Origin of the sequence: Nocardioides flavescens, assembly GCF_009823805.1 — a bacterium.
Taxonomy (GTDB): Bacteria; Actinomycetota; Actinomycetes; order Propionibacteriales; family Nocardioidaceae; genus Nocardioides; species Nocardioides flavescens.
Genome location: NZ_WUEK01000001.1, coordinates 51915 through 70113 on the forward strand (window position 1 = coordinate 51915; position 18199 = coordinate 70113).

Sequence of the window (18199 nt, forward strand, 5' to 3'; positions counted from 1 at the left end):
GTAGGTTCGCCATCGAGCCTCGCCTCACCGAGACCACCACCGAGACAGGAGCACCCATGCCCAGCACGTCCGCCACCGTCGGCTCGGCCGTCGGCCTGCACGCCCGCCCCGCCGCGATCATCGCCGAGGCCGCCGAGGGCCTGTCCGGCTCGGTCACCATCAACGGCGTCGACGCCTCGTCCTCGCTCATGATCATGACCCTGGGCGCGAAGAAGGGCGACACCGTCGAGGTGGCCGGCGACGAGCAGAGCGACGTCGACGCGATCGTGGCCCTCGTCGAGCGCGACCTCGACGCCGAGTAGCACGAGGCCGGACGGGGCGAGTCACCCCTGGGCGTACGCCGGCTCGCGCTCCACGACCCGCTCGCCGCGGGGCGTGGGGCGTGGGGCCGGCCACCACGCCCGGTCGCCCAGCAGGCACAGGACGGCCGGCAGCAGCACCAGCCGCACGAGCGTGGCGTCGAGGAGCACCGCGGCCGACAGCGCCACACCCATCATCTTCATCTCGAGCATCGACAGGGTCGCGAAGATCGCGAACACCGCGACCATCACGGCGGCAGCGCTCGTCACGACCCCCGCGGTCTCGGTGACCCCGCGCCGCACGGCGATCCGGGTCGGCACCCCGCTTCGGACGTGCTCGTGGATCCGGCTCACCACGAAGACGTGGTAGTCCATCGACAGGCCGACGAGCAGCACCAGCACCACGAGCGGCACCCAGTCGATGAGGAAGCCCGGACCCTGCGCGTCGAGCAGCCCGGCTCCCCAGCCGTGCTGGAAGACCAGGGTCATCACGCCGAACGCCGCACCGACCGAGCCGAGGTTGAGCGCCGCCGAGAGCAGCGCGAGGGGCACGCTGCGGAACGTCGTACCCATGACGAGCAGGGTCAGGAGCAGCACCAGCCCGATCACGAGCGGCAGGCGCTGCTGCTGTCGGTGCGCGAAGTCGAGCGACTCGGCAGCGTCCCCGCCCACGGCGTACTCCGCGCCCGGGATGCGGTCGAGCGCCTGCGGCGCGATCGTGCCGCGCAGCCGGTCGAGGGCGGCCTCGACCCGGTCGTCGGACGCCTCGAACGGCGCCGCCAGGGTCAGGACCGAGGTCCGGCCATCGGCCGAGGTCTCCACCGGCAGCCCCGAGGCCCTCAGGAGCGCCGTGCCCTCGGCCGCGGTCTCGACGTCGGCCAGGGCGGAGGCGACGGCGGAGCGCTCGGAGGCCGGCGCCCGCACGACGAGCTCCGCGGTGACGCCCTCGGACGGGAACGCCGCCGAGACCGCCCGCATGGTCTGCACCTCGGGGATAGAGGTGGGCAGCGTCTCGAGATCCGCGGAGTGGGTCCTCATCCCCAGCGCAGGCACGCAGAGCAGCGCCACGACCGCACCGGCCGACAGCAGAGCGGCGAGCGGATGCCGTACGACGGGTCCGACGAGACGGTCGCTGACCGCGCCGCGCCGCACCCGGCCGGTGAGACGGTGCAGCAGGGGGACCCGCGGCCGGTCGATCCAGCGGCCGAGGGCGACGAGCACCGCCGGGAGCACGGTGACCGACCCCAGCGCCGCGACGGCCACCACGAGGATGGAGCCGACCGCCATCGAGGTGAACGTCGCCTGGCCCATGACCAGGAGCCCCGCCATCGAGCAGGCCACGGCGGCCGCCGAGACCAGGATCGAGTGGCCCGAGGTGCGGGCGGCCACCTCGACGGCGTCGACGGTGGCGAGGCCTCGGGCCCGCTCCTCGCGCTCGCGCTTGAGGTAGAACAGCGAGTAGTCCACGCCGACCGCCATCCCGATGAGGACCACGATCGAGGCGACGGTGTCGTCGAGGTGGACCAGGTGCGACAGCGGGGCGAGCAGCCCGACGGTCGTGGCGACGGACGTCGAGGCGAGCAGGACGGGGATGCCGGCCGCGATGAGCGCCCCGAAGGCCAGCAGCATGACCACGAGCGCGATCGGGACGCTGAGCGTCTCCGACGACGCCAGGTCCTCGGAGACGCGCTCGTCGACGGCCGCGTCCAGGCTGAGGTCACCGGTCTCGCGGATCTCGAGGCCCGAGAACTCGCGCTGCACCCGGTCCGTGACCGCCTGCAGTGCCGCGGCGTCGTCCTCCTGCGCACCGACGGTCGCCGTGACGAGGATCGAGCCGTCGGCGCCGGACTGCGGCCCGGCGACCTCGCGCACCGACGGCAGGTCGGTCAGGCCCGTGACGAGGCTGCTGGCTGCGGCCGTCCGCTCGCCCTCGTCGCCGCCGCGCACCAGGACGAGCTCGGTGTCCGGCTCGACGAACCCTGCGCCGGCGACCAGGGCATCGGCCCGCCCCGACTCACCCGTGCGCAGGTCGGCGTCGGTCGTCGGGACGGTCGGCACCGTGGCGGCGAGCCCGACCGCGACGACGACGAGGGCGACCCAGCCGAGGATCGCCCGCCAGGGGTGGAGCGCGCACCATCGGGCCGTGCGCTGGGCCGAGGAGGAGAGGGGGTTCGTCATGTGCTCCACCCTGGGTCCGGCGCTCGACGCCGTCAGGGGTGCCGGGACCCCCGCGGTGGTGGTGCTGGCACCACCACCGCCGGTGGTGTCGGGACCCCTGCCCCGGGCCGACGCGGTGGGTGAGGATGGGTCGGTGAGCGAGGAGCAGGAGCCACCGGGCCGGCTGCGGCTGACGGCGTACGCCGTCGAGCAGGTCGCGCTCGTCGCGCCGCTGGTGCTGCTGCTCGTGGCCATCGTCGTCGGCGGCGTCCTGGCCGCGATCTGGGTCGGAGTGCCCTGCGCCGTCGTGGCCGTGCGTGGGTTGCGGGCCGTGGCCTCGCGTCAGCGCGGGGTCGCGGGGCGGGTCCTCGGCGTCACCCTCCCCCCGCCGTACCTGCACCCGCCGTCGGACGGGCTGCTCGTGCGGCTGCGGACGCTGGTCTCCGACCCGATGACCTGGCGCGACCTGGTGTGGTCGCTGTGGGCGGTGACCCTCGGGTTCGCCCTCTCGCTCCTCGTGCCGCTGCTGCTGCTCGGCGTCGTGACCGGGTGGTTCTGGTGGTTCGGCGCCGGCCCCCTCATGACGATGCGCGCCCGCGTCGACCAGGCCCTGCTCGCGCCGGGCAGCACCGAGCGGCTCGAGCGGCGCGTGGCCGCCCTGACCCGCAGCCGCGCCGCGGCGGTCGACCACTCGGCCGCCGAGCTGCGCCGTCTCGAGCGCGACCTGCACGACGGCGCCCAGGCCCGCCTGGTCGCGGTCTCGATCAGCCTGGGGCTGGCCGAGGCCCAGCTCGACGACGACCCTGCAGCGGCGCGCCGCACGGTGGCGGAGGCACGGACGGCGACGCAGGCCGCCCTGGCCGACCTCCGCTCGGTGGTCCGCGGCATCCACCCACCGGTGCTCGCCGACCGCGGGCTCGACGGTGCCGTCCGTGCGCTCGCGCTCGACATGGCGGTGCCCGTGGAGGTCGACGGCGCGCTGCCGGGTCGCGCGCCGGCGCCGGTGGAGTCGGCCGTCTACTTCGCGGTCGCCGAGTGCCTCACCAACACCGCACGCCACGCCGCTGCGAGCGCCGCCTGGGTCGACCTCGAGCACGGCGACCGGCTGCTGCGCGTCGTGGTCGGCGACGACGGGCGAGGCGGTGCGAGTCCCGCCGCCGGCACCGGCATGCAGGGGGTCGCGCGCCGGCTCGCGGCGTTCGACGGGACGATGAGCGTGTCGAGCCCCGTCGGGGGGCCGACCGTGGTGACGCTGGAGGTGCCGTGCGACCTGGTTCCCAGTCCGACGAGCGTCGCGCCCGCCTCGTCCTCGCCGAGGACAACGCCCTCCTGCGAGCCGGCCTGACCCAGCTGCTCACGGGCTCGGGCTTCGACGTCGTCCACGCCGTCGGCAACGCCGTCGAGCTCGACACCGCGCTGGCCGACCCGGACGTCGACGGCGCCGTCCTCGACGTGCGGATGCCGCCCACCGGCACCGACGAGGGGCTGCGGGCTGCCATCGCCGTACGGCGCCGGCGGCCGGCGTTCCCGGTCATGGTGCTGTCCCAGCACGTCGAGCGGCTCTACGCCCGCGAGCTGCTGGCCAGCGGCGAGGGGTCGGTGGGCTACCTGCTCAAGGACCGCGTCGGTGACGTCCGCGAGTTCGTCGACGGCGTGGGCCGGGTGCTCGGCGGAGCCACCGTGCTCGATCCCGAGGTGGTGGCCGCGGTCATGGCGCACCGTCGCGACGAGCCGCTCGACCGGCTCACGGACCGCGAGAGGCAGGTGCTCGGCCTGATGGCCGAGGGGCGCTCCAACGCCTCGATCGCCGCGGCGCTGTCGGTCACCGAGAAGGCCGTGTCGAAGCACATCAACGCGATCTTCGCCAAGCTCGACCTGCCCGTCGACCTCGAGGTCAACCGGCGGGTGCAGGCGGTGCTGGCTCACCTCCGGCTGTGACGGCGCCGGCGGGTTCCGCCTGCCGCAGCGCGAGGTAGACCGCCCGCACACCGACGGCTCGGCGCAGCTCGGCCATCACATCGCCGAAGAACTGGTCGCGGTAGGTCTCGTCGGTGACCGTCGAGACGGTCAGGTAGAGCCCCGAGAACGCCGCCAGGAAGAGGGAGACCTTCACCAGCTGCGGCGTGAGGCCGCTGACCTCGGCCTCGATCCACGAGTCCATGACGTGCGAGGTCATGGTCAGCGAGCCGAAGAGCAGCAGGAACGCGAAGACCGACACCGTCAGCAGCAGCACCTGCACGCCCTGGATCACGACCAGGACGAGCACGAGGTTCCACCGCTCGTAGCCCGTCACCTCGGCGAACCGCACCGGGTCGCGGGCCGGGTCGCCGCCCGCCTCGGCGACCAGCTCGCGGCACGCCCCGGCGACGGGCGTGCCGGCGCACACCTCGAGCAGCAGGTCGTCGTCGACGTCGTCGTCGGCCTTGTCGACCTCCTCGGGCAGCCGCACGAGCAGGAACGCGACGCCGAGCACCAGGAAGATCACCACCACCAGCCACAGCCGCCCGATCGGCAGCCCGGAAGCGACCTGCCAGACCTCGGTGTTGACGAAGAGGAACGTGATCGCGAGCAGCAGCAGCGGCAGCGCCCGCGTCGTCATCGGCAGCAGCCGGAACAGGCTCCCGAACGTGCGCGCGAGCGCCCAGCGCAGGATCGGCCACACGTGGAGCCGCCGCACGGCGTACGCCGCGCCGCCGAGCAGGGCCAGGGACACCAGCGTCGCGGGCGCCACGCTCACCTGGCCGGTCGCCCAGGCGATCGCGACCCCCGCACCGAGGGCCAGCACCAGCACCGCCGCGAGCACGGGCGCCGTACGCCGCACGCGCAGCTCCTCGCGCACCGCCTGGCGCAGCTCCGGCACGAAGTAGGTCAGCCCGTGGTCGAGGAACCACTCCTCGGCCCGGGCCTGGTCGCTCGACGACGCGGTCGCGCGTGGACCGGACGACGGTCGCAGGTGGTGGTCTGGCACCCCGGAACGCTAGCGCTCCACCGCCCCGGACGAGCCCGCACCCGGCCCGCCCTGAGAGCCCTGATCAATGGAAAACGTTTGCGTGACGTACTTGACACCGCCACCTAAACGGGCATAGAACAACTCAGACAAAGACAATCCCACATGACCGCGTGGGCCACTCGAGACCGGAGCATGCCGTGGTGGAGCTGATCAACCGAGACCTCGTCGCGCTGGACGCGACGCTCGGCCAGGACAAGGAAGCGGTGATCCGGGCGCTGGCCGCCTCGGTCGACGCAGCCGGCCGGGCCGTCAACCGCGAGCAGATCGTCACCGACGCGCTCGCCCGCGAGGCCACCTCGGCCACCGGTCTGCCCGGCGGCATCGCCATCCCCCACTGCCGCACCACCGGTGTCGCGCACCCGACGCTGGCCTTCGCCCGGCTGCAGCCCTCGGTCGACTTCGGCGCCAAGGACGGCGCCGCCGACCTGGTCTTCCTCATCACCGCCCCCGACGGCGGCGGCGAGGCCCACCTGCAGATCCTGACCAAGCTCGCCCGTTCGCTGGTCAAGCCGGAGTTCACCGCCTCGCTGCGCGCCGCCGGGAGCGCCGACGAGGTCGTCGAGCGGATCAACGAGGCGCTCGGCGAGTCCCCCGCACCCGCCGCGGCTCCCGCCGCGGCTCCCGCCGCCGCGCCTGCCGCTGCGCCTGCCACTGCCTCCGCGCAGCGCCTGGTCGCCGTCACCGCGTGCCCGACCGGCATCGCCCACACCTACATGGCGGCCGAGGCGCTCGAGGCCGCTGCCGCCCGGGCCGGCGTCGAGCTCGCGGTCGAGACCCAGGGCTCGGCCGGCTCCAAGCCGCTCGCCCCCGCGACCATCGCCGCGGCCGACGCCGTCATCTTCGCCGTCGACGTCGGGGTGCGCGATCGCGCCCGCTTCGCCGGCAAGCCGGTCGTCTCCTCGGGGGTCAAGCGACCCATCGACGACGCCGACGCGATGATCGCCGAGGCGCTGCGCTACGCCGCCGACCCCGGCGCCCCGCGCGTCGAGGGCACCGCGAGCGCCGACAGCAGCGCCGGCTCCTCGGCCAACGAGTCGTGGGGCGGCCGCATCCGCCGCGTGCTGATGACCGGCGTGTCGTACATGATCCCCTTCGTCGCGGCGGGCGGTCTGCTGATCGCCCTCGGGTTCCTCCTGGCTGGTTACGAGATCGCCCTGCCGGGCGTGGACGCCTCGGCCATCGCCACCGACAGCTCCCTCTTCAACCTGCCCGATGCCAGCGCCCTCGGCTTCGACCACGCCCTGTTCGGCTCCGACCTCATGGCCTACCTCGGGGTCCTTCTCTTCGTGCTCGGCGGAGCGGCCTTCGGCTTCTTGGTCCCGGCTCTCGCGGGCTACATCGCCTACGCGATCGCGGACCGCCCCGGCATCGCGCCGGGCTTCGTCATGGGCGCCATCGCCGGCACCACCGGTTCCGGCTTCATCGGCGGCATCGTCGGCGGCGTCATCGCCGGCGTCATCGCCCACTGGATCGCCGGCTGGGGGGTCCCGGCCTGGATGCGCGGGCTGATGCCGGTCCTAGTGATCCCGCTGGTCACGACGCTGGTCGCCGGCTTCGTGATGATCATCGTCCTCGGCAAGCCGCTGAAGGCCCTCACGGACGCCCTGACCAACGGCCTCAACAGCCTCAGCGGCGGTTCGGCCATCCTGCTCGGCGTGATCCTCGGCCTGATGATGGCCTTCGACATGGGCGGTCCGCTCAACAAGACCGCCTACGCGTTCGCCACCGTCGGCCTGCAGTCGGCCGCCACCGCGACCGACGCGCCTCAGCTGAAGATCATGGCCGCGGTCATGCTCGCCGGGATGGTCCCGCCGCTCGCCCTCGCGCTGGCGACCGTCGTGCGGCCCAAGCTCTTCTCCGTCCCCGAGCGTGAGAACGGCAAGGCCGGCTGGGCCCTGGGCGCCTCCTTCATCACCGAGGGCGCGATCCCGTTCGCCGCGGCCGACCCGCTCCGCGTCATCCCCGCGATCATGCTCGGCAGCGCCGTGACCGGCGGCCTGTCGGAGGCCTTCGGGGTGCAGCTGCGGGCCCCGCACGGCGGCATCTTCGTCCTCTTCGCCGTCGATGGCATCCTCGGCTTCTTCATCGCGCTGATCGCCGGGGTGCTGGTCGCCACCGTCGCGGTCGTCGCCCTCAAGTCCCTGGGCCGCTCCAGCGACGAGGCGGTCGTCCCCGCCACCGTCTGAGCCCGACCCTCACCGCGCGCCCGCGGCGCCCCGGCCTACGCCAGGGCGTCGCGGGCGTGCTGCACGTCGTCGGCCATCTGCACCAGCAGCGCGTCGACGGAGTCGAACGCCGTCATCCCGCGCAGCCGGGAGACGAAGGAGACCTCGACCTCGACGCCGTAGAGCTCGAGGTCGGTGCGGTCGAGGACGTAGCTCTCGATGCGCCGGTAGCGATCGCCGACGAAGGTCGGGTTGGTGCCCACGCTGATCGCGGCGGGGAGCCGCTCGCCGGTGTCGAGCCGACGCAGCCACCCGGCGTACACCCCGTCGGAGGGGGCCGCGGTCAGGCCGTCGGTCGGCACGTTGGCCGTCGGGTAGCCCAGCTCGCGGCCTCGCTGGTCGCCCTGGACGACCACCCCGCGCACGGCGTACGGCCGACCCAGGGCCTCGGCGGCTCCCGCCACGTCGCCCGCGGCGAGGCAGGTGCGGACGTAGGTCGACGACCAGACCATGGGGCCGCCGTCGAGCGGGATGCCCTCGGCGGTGAAGTCGTGGAGCGCGCCCTGCTCCTGCAGCGTCGAGACGTCGCCGGCGGCGCGACGGCCGAAGCGGAAGTTGGCCCCCACGACGACGGCCGCCGCGTGCACGGTGTCGACCAGGACCCGGGTGACGAACTCCTCGGGCGTCCACGCCGCCATCGCGGTGTCGAAGGGCAGCGCCAGCACGTGGTCGGCCCCGGCGTCGCCGAGCAGCTCGGCGCGACGCTCGACGGTGGTGAGCTGGGTGGGAGCGTGCTCGGGGCGCAGCACGGCCATCGGGTGCGGGTCGAAGGTGACCACCACGACCGGCAGGCCGCGCTCGTCGGCGAGCTCGCGGGCCCGGCCGAGCACGCGCCGGTGACCGAGGTGCACGCCGTCGAAGTTGCCGATCACCGCGACGGTCCGCCCGAGGTCGTCGGGCACCGCCTCCAGGCTCCGCCAGATGTGCACGCACAGAGCCTAGGACGTGCCTACGAGCCCACGAAGACCGCCACCGGCCGGGCCCGCCCCTCCCGCGGCTCGTAGAGGGCGAGGAACTCCCCGTCAGGAGCGAAGACACCGCTCAGCGCGTCGATCTCGATGCCGAGAGGGCGCCCGACCCGCACGTCGCGCGCCGCGTCCTCGTCGAGGTCGACGGCCGGGAACGCCGCGCGGGCGGCGGTCGCGATCGGCAGGACGCCGCCGTCCTCGGCCAGCTGCTCGAGCGTGCGGGCGACCCGGAGGTCGTAGGGCCCGACGGCGGTGCGCCGCAGCGCGGTGAGGTGACCGCCGACGCCGAGGGCAGCACCCACGTCGCGCGCGATCGCCCGGACGTAGGTGCCGCTGGTGCAGCGCAACTCGACGTCGACGTCGACGCACTCCCCCGCCGCCCGCACGTCGAGCACGTCCAGGGCGTGCACCGTGACCGGCCGCGCCGCGAGCTCGACCTGCTCGCCGTCGCGGACGCGCTGGTAGGCGCGCTTGCCGTCGACCTTGATCGCCGACACCGCGGTCGGCACCTGGAGCAGGTCGCCGACCTGGGTCGCGAAGGCCGCGTGGACCGCGGCCTCGTCGAGACCGGCTGCGGACGCGGTCGAGACGACCTCGCCCTCCGCGTCGTCGGTGGTCGTCGCGACGCCGAGCCGCACGGTGGCGGCGTACGCCTTGTCGGTGAGCATCAGGTGGCCGAGCAGCCGGGTGGCCCGGTCGACGCCGAGCACGAGCACCCCGGTCGCCATCGGGTCGAGGGTGCCGGCGTGGCCGACCTTGCGGGTGCCGACGATGCGCCGCACCCGGGACACCACGTCGTGGGAGGTCATCCCCCCGGGCTTGTCGACGACGACGAGCCCGGGCTCAGCCATCGAGGCGGGACTCGTCCCGGTCGTCGTCGGTCTCGTCGCCGGTCTCGTCGTCGGCCTCGTCGTCGAGCTCGTCCTCGTCGTCGGCGACCCGCGGCTTCTTGTACGGGTCCTCCCCGCCGGCGTACGACGAGCCGCGGCGCGCCGCGACCTCCTCGTCGAGCGCGCGGGCCTTGGCCAGCACCTCGTCGAGGTGCCGGGCCGACTCCGGCAGGGCGTCGGGGACGAACTCGAGGGTCGGGACGTGCCGCATCCCGAGCTGCTTGCCGACCTCGGAGCGCAGCAGGCCCTTGGCCGACTCGAGCGCCGCGGCGGTGGCGGCCATCGCCTCCTCGTCGGAGACCTGCCCGCTGGCCCCGGCGAGCACGGTGTAGAAGATCGTGGCCTGCTGGGTGTCACCCGAGACCCGCACGTCGGTCACCGTGACGAACCCGAGCCGCGGGTCCTTGATCCGCCGCTCGAGCATCTCGGCGACGATGATCTGGATCCGGTCGGCGATCTTGCGCACGCGAGGACTGGCCATGACTACTTCCTTACTGGCCTGCGGCCGGCAGCCACCGCATGTCGTGCGGTCGATCCACCATGCCGTGGATGGGACTGGACCCGCGGTCGACGGGCTGACGCGCGCTGGCGCAGCCAGCCCGCCAGACCGCGAGCGGAGCGAGCTTGGTCTGGCGGAACAGCAGGGCAGCCCGGCGAAGCCGGACGATGCCCTTGTGCGCCGCAGGCGGCGAAGCCGCCTGCGGCGCGGGAGCGTCAGCTCCGGGGGATCTCACGCATCTCGAAGGCCTCGACGATGTCGCCCTCGCGGATGTCCTGGAAGTTGCGCAGGACCAGACCGCACTCGAAGCCCTCGCGGACCTCGCTGGCGTCGTCACGCTCGCGCTTGAGCGAGGCGAGGTCGAGGTTGTCCGCCACGACGGAACCGTCGCGGATGACGCGCACCTTGGCGTTGCGACGGATCGTGCCGCTGGTGACCATGCAGCCCGCGATGTTGCCGATCTTGGACGAGCGGAAGATCGCACGGATCTCCGCCTGACCCAGGGTCGACTCCTCGTACTCCGGCTTGAGCATGCCCTTGAGCGCGGCCTCGATCTCGTCGATGGCCTGGTAGATCACCGAGTAGTAGCGGATCTCCACACCCTCGCGCTCGGCCAGCTCCGTCGCCTTGCCCTGCGGGCGGACGTTGAAGCCGATGATGATCGCGTCGGAGGCCGCGGCCAGGTCGACGTTGGTCTCGGTGATCGCACCGACACCGCGGTCGATGACGCGGATGCCCACGTCGTCGCCCACGTCGATCTGGGACAGGGCGTCCTCGAGCGCCTCGACCGAACCGGACACGTCGCCCTTGAGGATGAGGTTGAGCTCCTGGCTCTCGCCCTTCTCCATGGAGGCCATGAAGTCCTCGAGGGTGCGACGCACGCGGCGCTTGGCCTGCATGGCGGCACGCTCGCGCGACTCGCGCTTCTCGGCGATCTGACGGGCCATGCGGTCGTCCTCGACCGCGAGGAACGTCTGACCGGCGCCCGGCACCGCGGTGAGTCCGAGGACCATCGCGGGACGACCTGGGTCGGCCTCGTCGATGTTGGCGCCGTGCTCGTCGAGCATCGCCCGCACGCGGCCGTAGCCGGCGCCGGCGACGATCGAGTCGCCGACCCGCAGCGTGCCGCGCTGCACCAGGACGGTCGCGACGGGGCCGCGACCGCGGTCGAGGTGGGCCTCGACCACGATGCCCTGCGCGTCCTGCTTGGGGTTGGCCCGCAGGTCGAGCGAGGCGTCGGCGGTCAGGACGATCGCCTCGAGCAGCTTGTCGAGGTTGAGCTCGGACTTGGCCGAGACGTCGACGAACATCGCGTCGCCGCCGTACTCCTCGGGCACGAGGCCGTACTCCGTGAGCTGGCCGCGGACCTTCGTCGGGTCGGAGTCGGGCTTGTCGATCTTGTTGACCGCGACCACGATCGGGACGCCGGCGGCCTTGGCGTGGTTGAGCGCCTCGACCGTCTGCGGCATGACGCCGTCGTCGGCCGCGACCACCAGGACCGCGATGTCGGACTGCTGCGAACCACGGGCACGCATGGCGGTGAACGCCTCGTGACCCGGGGTGTCGATGAAGGTGATCCGGCGCTCGCTGTCGTCGACCTCGGCGGTGACCTGGTAGGCACCGATGTGCTGCGTGATGCCACCGGCCTCCTTGTCCACGACGTTGGCCTGACGGATCGCGTCGAGGAGCTTGGTCTTGCCGTGGTCGACGTGACCCATGACGGTCACGACCGGCGGACGGAAGACGAGGTCGGACTCGTCGCCCTCGTCCTCACCGAAGTCGATGCTGAACGACTCGAGCAGCTCGCGGTCCTCGTCCTCGGGCGAGACGACCTCGACGACGTAGTTGAGCTCCTCACCGAGCAGCTCGAGCACCGCGTCGTTGACCGACTCGGTCGCCGTGACCATCTCGCCGAGGCTGAACAGCATCTGCACGAGCTGGGCCGCGTCGACGCCGATGCGCTCGGCGAAGTCGGTGAGGCTGGCGCCGCGGGGCAGACGGACGGTCTCGCCGTTGCCCTTGCGGACGCGCACGCCGCCGATCGACGGGGCCTCCATCGCCTCGAACTCCTGGCGACGTGCCCGCTTCGACTTGCGACCGCGACGCGAGGGGCCGCCGGGGCGACCGAACGCACCCTGCGTGGTGCCGCGCTGGCCGGGGCCACGACCGCCGCCGGGACGACCGGCGAAGCCGCCGGGGCGACCCGGGGCGCCGGCGCCGGCACCCGGACGACCGGGCGCACCGCGACCGGGGGCGCCGGGGCGACCGGGACCGCCACCGGGACCGCGACCACCGGGGCCGGGACGACCGCCGGGACCCTGACCGAACGCGGCCGGGGACTTCGGCATCATCGCCGGGTTGGGGCGCGGCATGCCCGGGCGACCGCCCGGCATGGGCGGACGCGGCGGACGGTCCGCGCCGGCACCGGTCGGGGTGCCGGTGCCCGCGTCGGCGCCGCCCTCGGGGGCGGGACGCTGCGGGGCGGGACGACGGCCCATGCCCTGGCTGGACGCGAACGGGTTGTTGCCCGGACGCGGGGCACCGGGGCGACCGACGGGACGCGGGGCCGGGGGCTTCGGCGAGCCGGACGGCGCGCCTCCGGTGCCGCCGGGGGCCTCAGGGGCCTTCGGAGCGGCCGGGGCCGCCGGAGCGGCCGGGGCCGCGGAGGCCGCGGGGGCGGCAGGCGCGGCGGGCTGGGCCTTCGGCGGAGCCTTGGGGCCGGGCTTCGGCGCGGCCGGACCCGGGCGGGGCGCGGACGGAGCCGAGGGCTGCGCGGCGGCGGGTGCCGCCGGAGCGGGAGCCGAGGCGGCGGGGGCGGCCGGTGCCTGGGCGGCAGGGGCGGCCGGAGCCGGAGCAGCGGGGGCGGCCTTCGCAGCGGGCGCCTGGGGCGCGGGCGCGGCGGGGGCCGGGGCGGAGGGGCTGGCAGCCTTGAGCTGCTCGCCGTACTCCTTCTTGAACCTCATCTCGACGGGGAGCTCGACGGTCGAGGAGGGCGACTTGACGAACTCGCCCATCTCCTTGAGCTTCTCGAGGACGAACTTGCTGTCCACGTTGTACTGCTTGGCGAGTTCGTGAACTCGGGTCTTGGCCACAATTCTCCTTCTGGCCTCGAGACCCGGTCCCGTGCTCGGAGGAGCTCAGGGGGCGCTGCGAAGCCGTTAGCGGTTGTGCAAACTCATCGGGAAGTACTCATCGAGTGCTCATGAGCTGCTGCTCCAGCCTTCTGTTCGGTCTTCGGTGGGGTGGTGCGACGTCCGGTCGTGCGGTGCTGCGGGTCGTGCCGACTCGAGCCGGGCGACGTGCTCGCCCACTGCCGTGCTGGTGAGCCCGCCCGGTCCTGCCGGTCCGGTGAACCGCAGGGCCCGGCCGAACGCCTTGCGACGCACGGCGAGCTCGTAGCACGTGGTCGTGGGGTGCAGGTGCGCCCCACGGCCGGGTGCGGTGCCGCGCGGATCGGGCACGACGGCCGGGTGGCCCTCACTGTCCGAGCCGACGGTGACCCGCACCAGCTCTCGCTTGGCGGCGCGCTCGCGGCACCCGACACAGGTCCGGACCGGTTCGCTCGCCACCGAGGGTCAACTCTACCGCTCTCCGGCTCTGTTCCCGAACCGGGCGGCCCCGGCCGCTGTCCGCGGCAGGGGCTCATGGCCGGCGTGGGGCCACCCCGTGCGGTAGTCACCGACGTTCCGGGGCCTTGAAGAGGTCTCTCATGCCCCAGAACGTCGGTGACTACCGCACGAACGTCGGTGACTACCGCACGAACGTCGGTGACTACCGACAGGACGACACCCCCAAGGGGCATCGAGGGATCAGCTCAGCGGCCAGTCAGCCGGACGAGCTCGGACCACAGACGGGTGCCGAGGGCGGCGTCGGCCGCGGGGGTGCCGCCGTGGACGAGGCGGGCGGGCTGGGGCGTCTCCCCGGGCAGCAGGACCCGGTGCCCGGCGGCCGGCTCGTGGAGGGCGACCGTGTCCAGGCCGTACGCCGCACGCCGGCGGGCGATCTCGTCGGCGTACGCCCCGGCGGGCCAGAGTCGGTCGTCGCCGCCCGAGCTCAGGACCACCTCGCCCGCGATCCGCTCGACCGGGATGCGCGCCGCGGGGACGCGGTCGGCGAAGCGGGCGAGGGCCGAGTGGTACTGCCCGACGTACTCCGGCGGGTCGGTCGGCGGCACCCAGTCGTCGTCGTAGGGCACGAAGGGCAGCGGCTCGCCGCCGCGCGTCCACGACGAGGTCTGCGGACGCCGGTCCGACAGAGCGGCCCACACGACGTGCGAGGGCGAGACCGCGACCACCGCGTCCACCTCGGCGTGGAGGCTGCCGAGCAGCAGAGCGGCCTCCGCCCCGCGGGAGGTGCCGAGCACGACGAGCCGGTCGCACCGCTCGTGCAGCCAGGCCAGCGGCTCCTCGAAGGACTCCAGGGGCACCCGGTCCAGGACGAGGTCGAACCAGCGGTAGGACAGCGCCGTCACGTCGAGGCCGGCGGCGAGCACGTCGCAACGCTGGCGCTCGACCCGGCCGCTGGAGCCGGACAGCACCAGGACCCCGGTGCGGCCGGCGCCGGCGAGGTGGGCGTCAGTCCCGGGGGGCTTCATCCGAGCGGATGTCGATGCGCCAGCCGGTGAGGCGGGCGGCGAGGCGGGCGTTCTGGCCCTCCTTGCCGATGGCGAGCGACAGCTGGAAGTCGGGCACCACGACGCGCGCCGAGCGCGCGGCGAGGTCGACGATCTCGACCGAGCTGACCCGGGCGGGCGAGAGCGCGTGGGCCACGAGCTCGGCGGGGTCCTCGGACCAGTCGACGATGTCGATCTTCTCGCCGTGCAGCTCGGCCATCACGTTGCGCACCCGCTGGCCCATCGGGCCGATGCAGGCGCCCTTGGCGTTGACGCCCGGCACGGTCGAGTGCACCGCGATCTTGGTGCGGTGGCCGGCCTCGCGGGCGATGCCGGCGATCTCGACGGTGCCGTCGGCGATCTCGGGGACCTCGAGGGCGAACAGCTTCTTCACCAGGTTGGGGTGGCTGCGCGACAGCGTGATCTGGGGGCCGCGCATCCCCTTGCGCACCGAGAAGACCAAGCACTTGATGCGGGTGCCGTGGGAGTAGACCTCGCCGGGCACGCGCTCGGCCACGGGCAGCAGCGCCTCCACCTTGCCGAGGTCGATCATCACGTCGTCGGGGTTGCGGCCCTGCTGGATGACCCCGGAGATCACGTCGCCCTCCTTGCCGGAGAACTCACCGAACCGGATGTCGTCCTCGGCGTCGCGCAGGCGCTGCAGCATGATCTGCTTCGCGGTCGTCGCGGCGATGCGGCCGAAGTCGGCGGGGGTGTCCTCGGACTCCCCGACCTTGGTGCCGTCCTCGTCGAGCTCGGTGGCGAAGACCGTCACGTGCCCCGACTTGCGGTCGAGCACGACACGGGCCTGCTCGGCGGCGCCGGGCGTCTTCTGGTACGCCGTCAGGAGGGCCTGCTCGATCGCCTCGACCAGCACGTCGAAGGAGATCTCCTTCTCCCGCTCGAGGGTGCGCAGGATGCTCATGTCGATGTCCACGTCAGGACTCCTCTCCTTCGACGGCCGCCTCGTCGTCGTCGCGGCCCTTGCGGTTGAACTCGATCTGCACCAGCGCCTTGGCGACCTCGTCGTAGGCGACCTCGCGCCGGGTGCCGTCGCTCTCGACCAGCAACGTGGCGGCGCGGTCGTCGGAGCCGACGACGCGCCCGGTCACCGACGTGCCGTCGGTGAGCTGGACGGCGACGAGCCGGTCGGCGTTGCGACGCCAGTGGCGCGGGAGGGTGAGCGGTCGGTCGACGCCGCGGGAGGTCACCTCGAGGGTGTAGGGCTGCTCCCCCATGACGTCGCCGGCGTCGAGGGTGTCAGAGACGACCCGGGTGGCCTCGGCGACGTCGTCGAGGGTGACGCCGCGGTCGCCGTCGACGGCGACCCGCAGGACCCGGCGCTTGCCGGCGGGAGTGATCTCGACCGCCTCGACGTCGAGGCCGAGCGGGGTCAGGGCGGGGACCAGCTCCTGCTCGATCCGGTCACGGAGCTCGTCTGCTCGACCAGCCACGGCGGGTCCTCCCTCTGCTGTTGTGGGTGCTGCTGTGCGCGTGCGGTGCGTGTTCTCGGTGCGGGGACACCTTAGCCGCGGACCGGCCCACACCCCATCCCGACGCGGACGGCCCACGAGGACCGCGGACCGTCGGCCCCCGCGACGTAGGGTCTCGGTCGTGCCCGACCGTCCGCTCCTGTCCCGGCGCACGAGCCTGGCCCTGCCCGGCCTGGTCGCGCTGGGGGCGACGGCGGCGTGCGACGTCGACGACCTGCGCCCGCCGCAGGACGACCCGACCCCCTCCGCTGCGGCGTCGGCGAGCCCGACGGGCGCCCCCGGTGGCGACACCGCGGTGGTCGAGGAGGTCGTCGCCGCGCTCGACGCCGTGCTGGCCCAGCTGCTGGCCGCGCGCAGCGTGCCCGCCCAGCGGGCGGCGGTCGTCCCGCTGCTGCGCGCGCACCGCCGGCACGTCGAGGCGCTCGACGCCACGTCCCGGGCCACGCCGAGCCCGACCCCGGTGTCCGTGGAGCAGGTGCGGGCGCAGGAGCTCGCGCTGCGCGGCTCGCTCGTCGACTCCGCGGGGCGGGCCGAGAGCGGCGCGCTGGCCCGGCTGCTGGCCTCGATGGCAGCCTCCGTCGACCAGCACCTCGCCGTCCTGCCCACCGGAGGTGCCCGGTGAGCGGGTCCGGCACCGAGGTCGACGCCCTGCAGACCACCCTGGCCGCCGAGCACGCGGCCGTCTGGCTCTACGGCCTGCTGGGCGCCCGGACCTCGCAGTCCGCCGAGGCCGGCCTCTACACCGCCGTCCGTGCGGCGTACGACGCGCACCGCGAGCGCCGCGACGCCCTCACCGGCGACATCGCCTCACTGGGCGCCTCCCCTGTGGGCTCGGCACCGGCCTACACACCGCCCGCGGGCCTCGACACCGCCGCGGGTCGCGCGAGCGCCGCGCTCGTCGTCGAGCGCTCGTGCGCCGAGACCTACGCCGCCCTGGTCGGCTCGACGACCGGCGAGCGACGTACGCGCGCCGTGGGCATGCTCGCCGACGCGGCGGTGCGCGAGCTGTCCTTCGGCGGCGAGCCCGAGGCGTTCCCCGGGCTGCCCTCCGACTCGCTCTCCTGAGGCGGTCGAGCGGGCAACCGCGGGAGAGAGGACGGCGGTCCGTGAGCGAGCCGGCTACGGGGGAATCCCGAGATGGACACCCGGAGCTGACGGGCTCACGGACCGCAGGGCGAGTAGCTGCCTCCCGAGAAGCAGGCGCCTCTGTCGTCCTGTGCACGAGTCTGCAGGACCCGACGACCCGACGGCGAGCCAGCGGCATCTGCACAAGTCTGCATTGCAAGAACCTGCAGAAGTGGACGCCCCCGGGGGCATCGCCGAGCGCGACGGAGCGGGGTCAGTCCCAGCGGGCGAGCACGTCGGGCAGCTCGGAGAGCGACTGCACGACGGCGTCCGGCTCACCCTCCGTGTGGCCGATCTGCACGGCGGGGATCCGGCTGTGCGGCACGTGCACGGCGCGCATCCCGGCCTGCTGGGCTCCCCACACGTCGTCGAAGAGCCGGTCGCCGACGTAGACGCACCGGCCGGGGTCGCTGACGCCGACCGCGTCCAGCGCCGCGCGGAACGCGAGCGGTGACGGCTTCGTCCACGCGATCTCACTCGTGTAGACGTCGCCGTCGATCAGGTCGAGCACACCGTCGCGCTCGAAGACCGCCTCGTGGAAGGCGCGCGGCCAGATGGTGTTGGACAGCACCCCGACCTTGCGGCCCTCGGCCCGCAGCCGCTCCCAGGTCGGGCGGACCTCGGGGTCGGTGAGCGTGTGCGGCTCCCAGAAGGCGTAGTAGTCGGCGAGCAGCGCCGGGTCGTGCTCGAGCCCCGCCTCGTCGAACAGGTCGGCCACCGTCGCGGACTGCTGGTGGTCGCGGGAGCGGCCCCAGATCGTCGCACCGGCCTCGTGCAGCAGCCGCTGCGAGACCTCGACCTCGTGCTCGGCCCCGACGACCGCCTGGGCGAGCGCCAGCGACTCGGCGTGGAAGTCGACGTCGTGCCAGGCGGTCAGCGTGCCGCCCCAGTCGAAGATGACGGCCTCGATCACGAGCCGGC

17 protein-coding genes are annotated in these 18199 nt (G+C 73.8%); 6 read left to right on the forward strand and 11 right to left on the reverse strand.

Annotated elements, in window-relative coordinates:
- Positions 1 to 56 precede the first annotated feature (56 nt).
- On the forward strand, positions 57 to 302 hold the full coding sequence (locus tag GRQ65_RS00275; RefSeq protein ID WP_160874007.1) for an HPr family phosphocarrier protein: 246 nt from the start codon (positions 57 to 59) through the stop codon (positions 300 to 302).
- A gap of 21 nt (positions 303 to 323) precedes the next feature.
- Here the strand turns inward: GRQ65_RS00275 and GRQ65_RS00280 are convergent, their stop codons facing one another.
- Complete coding sequence (locus GRQ65_RS00280; RefSeq protein ID WP_160874009.1) at positions 324 to 2477, reverse strand: MMPL family transporter; 2154 nt, start codon at positions 2475 to 2477, stop codon at positions 324 to 326.
- A 133-nt stretch (positions 2478 to 2610) separates the two neighbouring features.
- Here GRQ65_RS00280 and GRQ65_RS00285 point away from each other — a divergent pair, with 133 nt between their 5' ends.
- Positions 2611 to 3801: a sensor domain-containing protein gene (locus GRQ65_RS00285; RefSeq protein WP_202387019.1), complete on the forward strand. Its 1191-nt coding sequence runs from the start codon at positions 2611 to 2613 to the stop codon at positions 3799 to 3801.
- Positions 3720 to 4394, forward strand: a complete 675-nt coding sequence (locus GRQ65_RS00290) for a LuxR C-terminal-related transcriptional regulator (protein WP_160874013.1) — start codon at positions 3720 to 3722, stop codon at positions 4392 to 4394. The genes GRQ65_RS00285 and GRQ65_RS00290 overlap by 82 nt, the downstream gene beginning before the upstream one ends.
- Here the strand turns inward: GRQ65_RS00290 and GRQ65_RS00295 are convergent.
- A complete protein-coding gene (locus tag GRQ65_RS00295; RefSeq protein ID WP_202387020.1) occupies positions 4351 to 5424 on the reverse strand; it encodes a hypothetical protein in 1074 nt (357 codons plus the stop codon). The two genes, GRQ65_RS00290 and GRQ65_RS00295, sit on opposite strands and share 44 nt — an antisense overlap.
- Before the next feature lie 179 nt (positions 5425 to 5603).
- Between GRQ65_RS00295 and GRQ65_RS00300 the strand changes: the two genes are divergently transcribed.
- A complete protein-coding gene (locus GRQ65_RS00300) occupies positions 5604 to 7652 on the forward strand; it encodes a fructose-specific PTS transporter subunit EIIC (RefSeq protein ID WP_160874015.1) in 2049 nt (682 codons plus the stop codon).
- A gap of 35 nt (positions 7653 to 7687) precedes the next feature.
- On the opposite strand, the gene GRQ65_RS00305 is transcribed toward GRQ65_RS00300, so the two are convergent.
- From GRQ65_RS00305 to rimP, 8 genes are all read right to left on the reverse strand, one after another.
- Complete coding sequence (locus GRQ65_RS00305) at positions 7688 to 8620, reverse strand: bifunctional riboflavin kinase/FAD synthetase (protein ID WP_160874017.1); 933 nt, start codon at positions 8618 to 8620, stop codon at positions 7688 to 7690.
- Positions 8621 to 8640: 20 nt separating this feature from the next.
- Complete coding sequence (gene truB, locus GRQ65_RS00310; protein ID WP_160874019.1) at positions 8641 to 9510, reverse strand: tRNA pseudouridine(55) synthase TruB; 870 nt, start codon at positions 9508 to 9510, stop codon at positions 8641 to 8643.
- Positions 9503 to 10030 carry a 30S ribosome-binding factor RbfA gene (rbfA, locus tag GRQ65_RS00315; RefSeq protein ID WP_160874021.1) on the reverse strand — a complete coding sequence of 176 codons (528 nt, stop codon included), beginning with the start codon at positions 10028 to 10030 and terminating at the stop codon, positions 9503 to 9505. The genes truB and rbfA overlap by 8 nt, the downstream gene beginning before the upstream one ends.
- A gap of 233 nt (positions 10031 to 10263) precedes the next feature.
- Positions 10264 to 13140 (reverse strand): translation initiation factor IF-2, encoded by a 2877-nt coding sequence (gene infB / locus GRQ65_RS23180; protein WP_160874023.1) that lies wholly within the window; start codon positions 13138 to 13140, stop codon positions 10264 to 10266.
- A gap of 108 nt (positions 13141 to 13248) precedes the next feature.
- Complete coding sequence (locus GRQ65_RS00325) at positions 13249 to 13617, reverse strand: DUF448 domain-containing protein (RefSeq protein ID WP_160874025.1); 369 nt, start codon at positions 13615 to 13617, stop codon at positions 13249 to 13251.
- Positions 13618 to 13862: 245 nt separating this feature from the next.
- Positions 13863 to 14642, reverse strand: a complete 780-nt coding sequence (locus GRQ65_RS00330; protein ID WP_160874027.1) for an acyl-CoA thioester hydrolase/BAAT C-terminal domain-containing protein — start codon at positions 14640 to 14642, stop codon at positions 13863 to 13865.
- The gene (nusA, locus tag GRQ65_RS00335) at positions 14623 to 15597 is read right to left on the reverse strand and encodes a transcription termination factor NusA (protein ID WP_160874029.1); all 975 of its coding nucleotides are present in this window, start codon (positions 15595 to 15597) and stop codon (positions 14623 to 14625) included. The genes GRQ65_RS00330 and nusA overlap by 20 nt, the downstream gene beginning before the upstream one ends.
- 1 nt (position 15598) lies before the next feature.
- The gene (rimP, locus tag GRQ65_RS22315; RefSeq protein WP_160874031.1) at positions 15599 to 16114 is read right to left on the reverse strand and encodes a ribosome maturation factor RimP; all 516 of its coding nucleotides are present in this window, start codon (positions 16112 to 16114) and stop codon (positions 15599 to 15601) included.
- A gap of 160 nt (positions 16115 to 16274) precedes the next feature.
- Between rimP and GRQ65_RS22320 the strand changes: the two genes are divergently transcribed.
- Both GRQ65_RS22320 and GRQ65_RS00350 read left to right on the forward strand, forming a co-directional pair.
- Entirely contained in the window at positions 16275 to 16775 is a 501-nt protein-coding gene (locus tag GRQ65_RS22320) for a hypothetical protein (RefSeq protein ID WP_160874033.1), read from the forward strand.
- Entirely contained in the window at positions 16772 to 17218 is a 447-nt protein-coding gene (locus GRQ65_RS00350; protein ID WP_160874035.1) for a DUF4439 domain-containing protein, read from the forward strand. Before GRQ65_RS22320 ends, GRQ65_RS00350 begins: the two co-directional genes overlap by 4 nt.
- A gap of 274 nt (positions 17219 to 17492) precedes the next feature.
- Here the strand turns inward: GRQ65_RS00350 and GRQ65_RS00355 are convergent, their stop codons facing one another.
- Positions 17493 to 18191, reverse strand: coding sequence for an HAD-IA family hydrolase (locus tag GRQ65_RS00355; RefSeq protein ID WP_160874037.1), 699 nt, complete (start codon positions 18189 to 18191; stop codon positions 17493 to 17495).
- Positions 18192 to 18199: the final 8 nt, after the last annotated feature.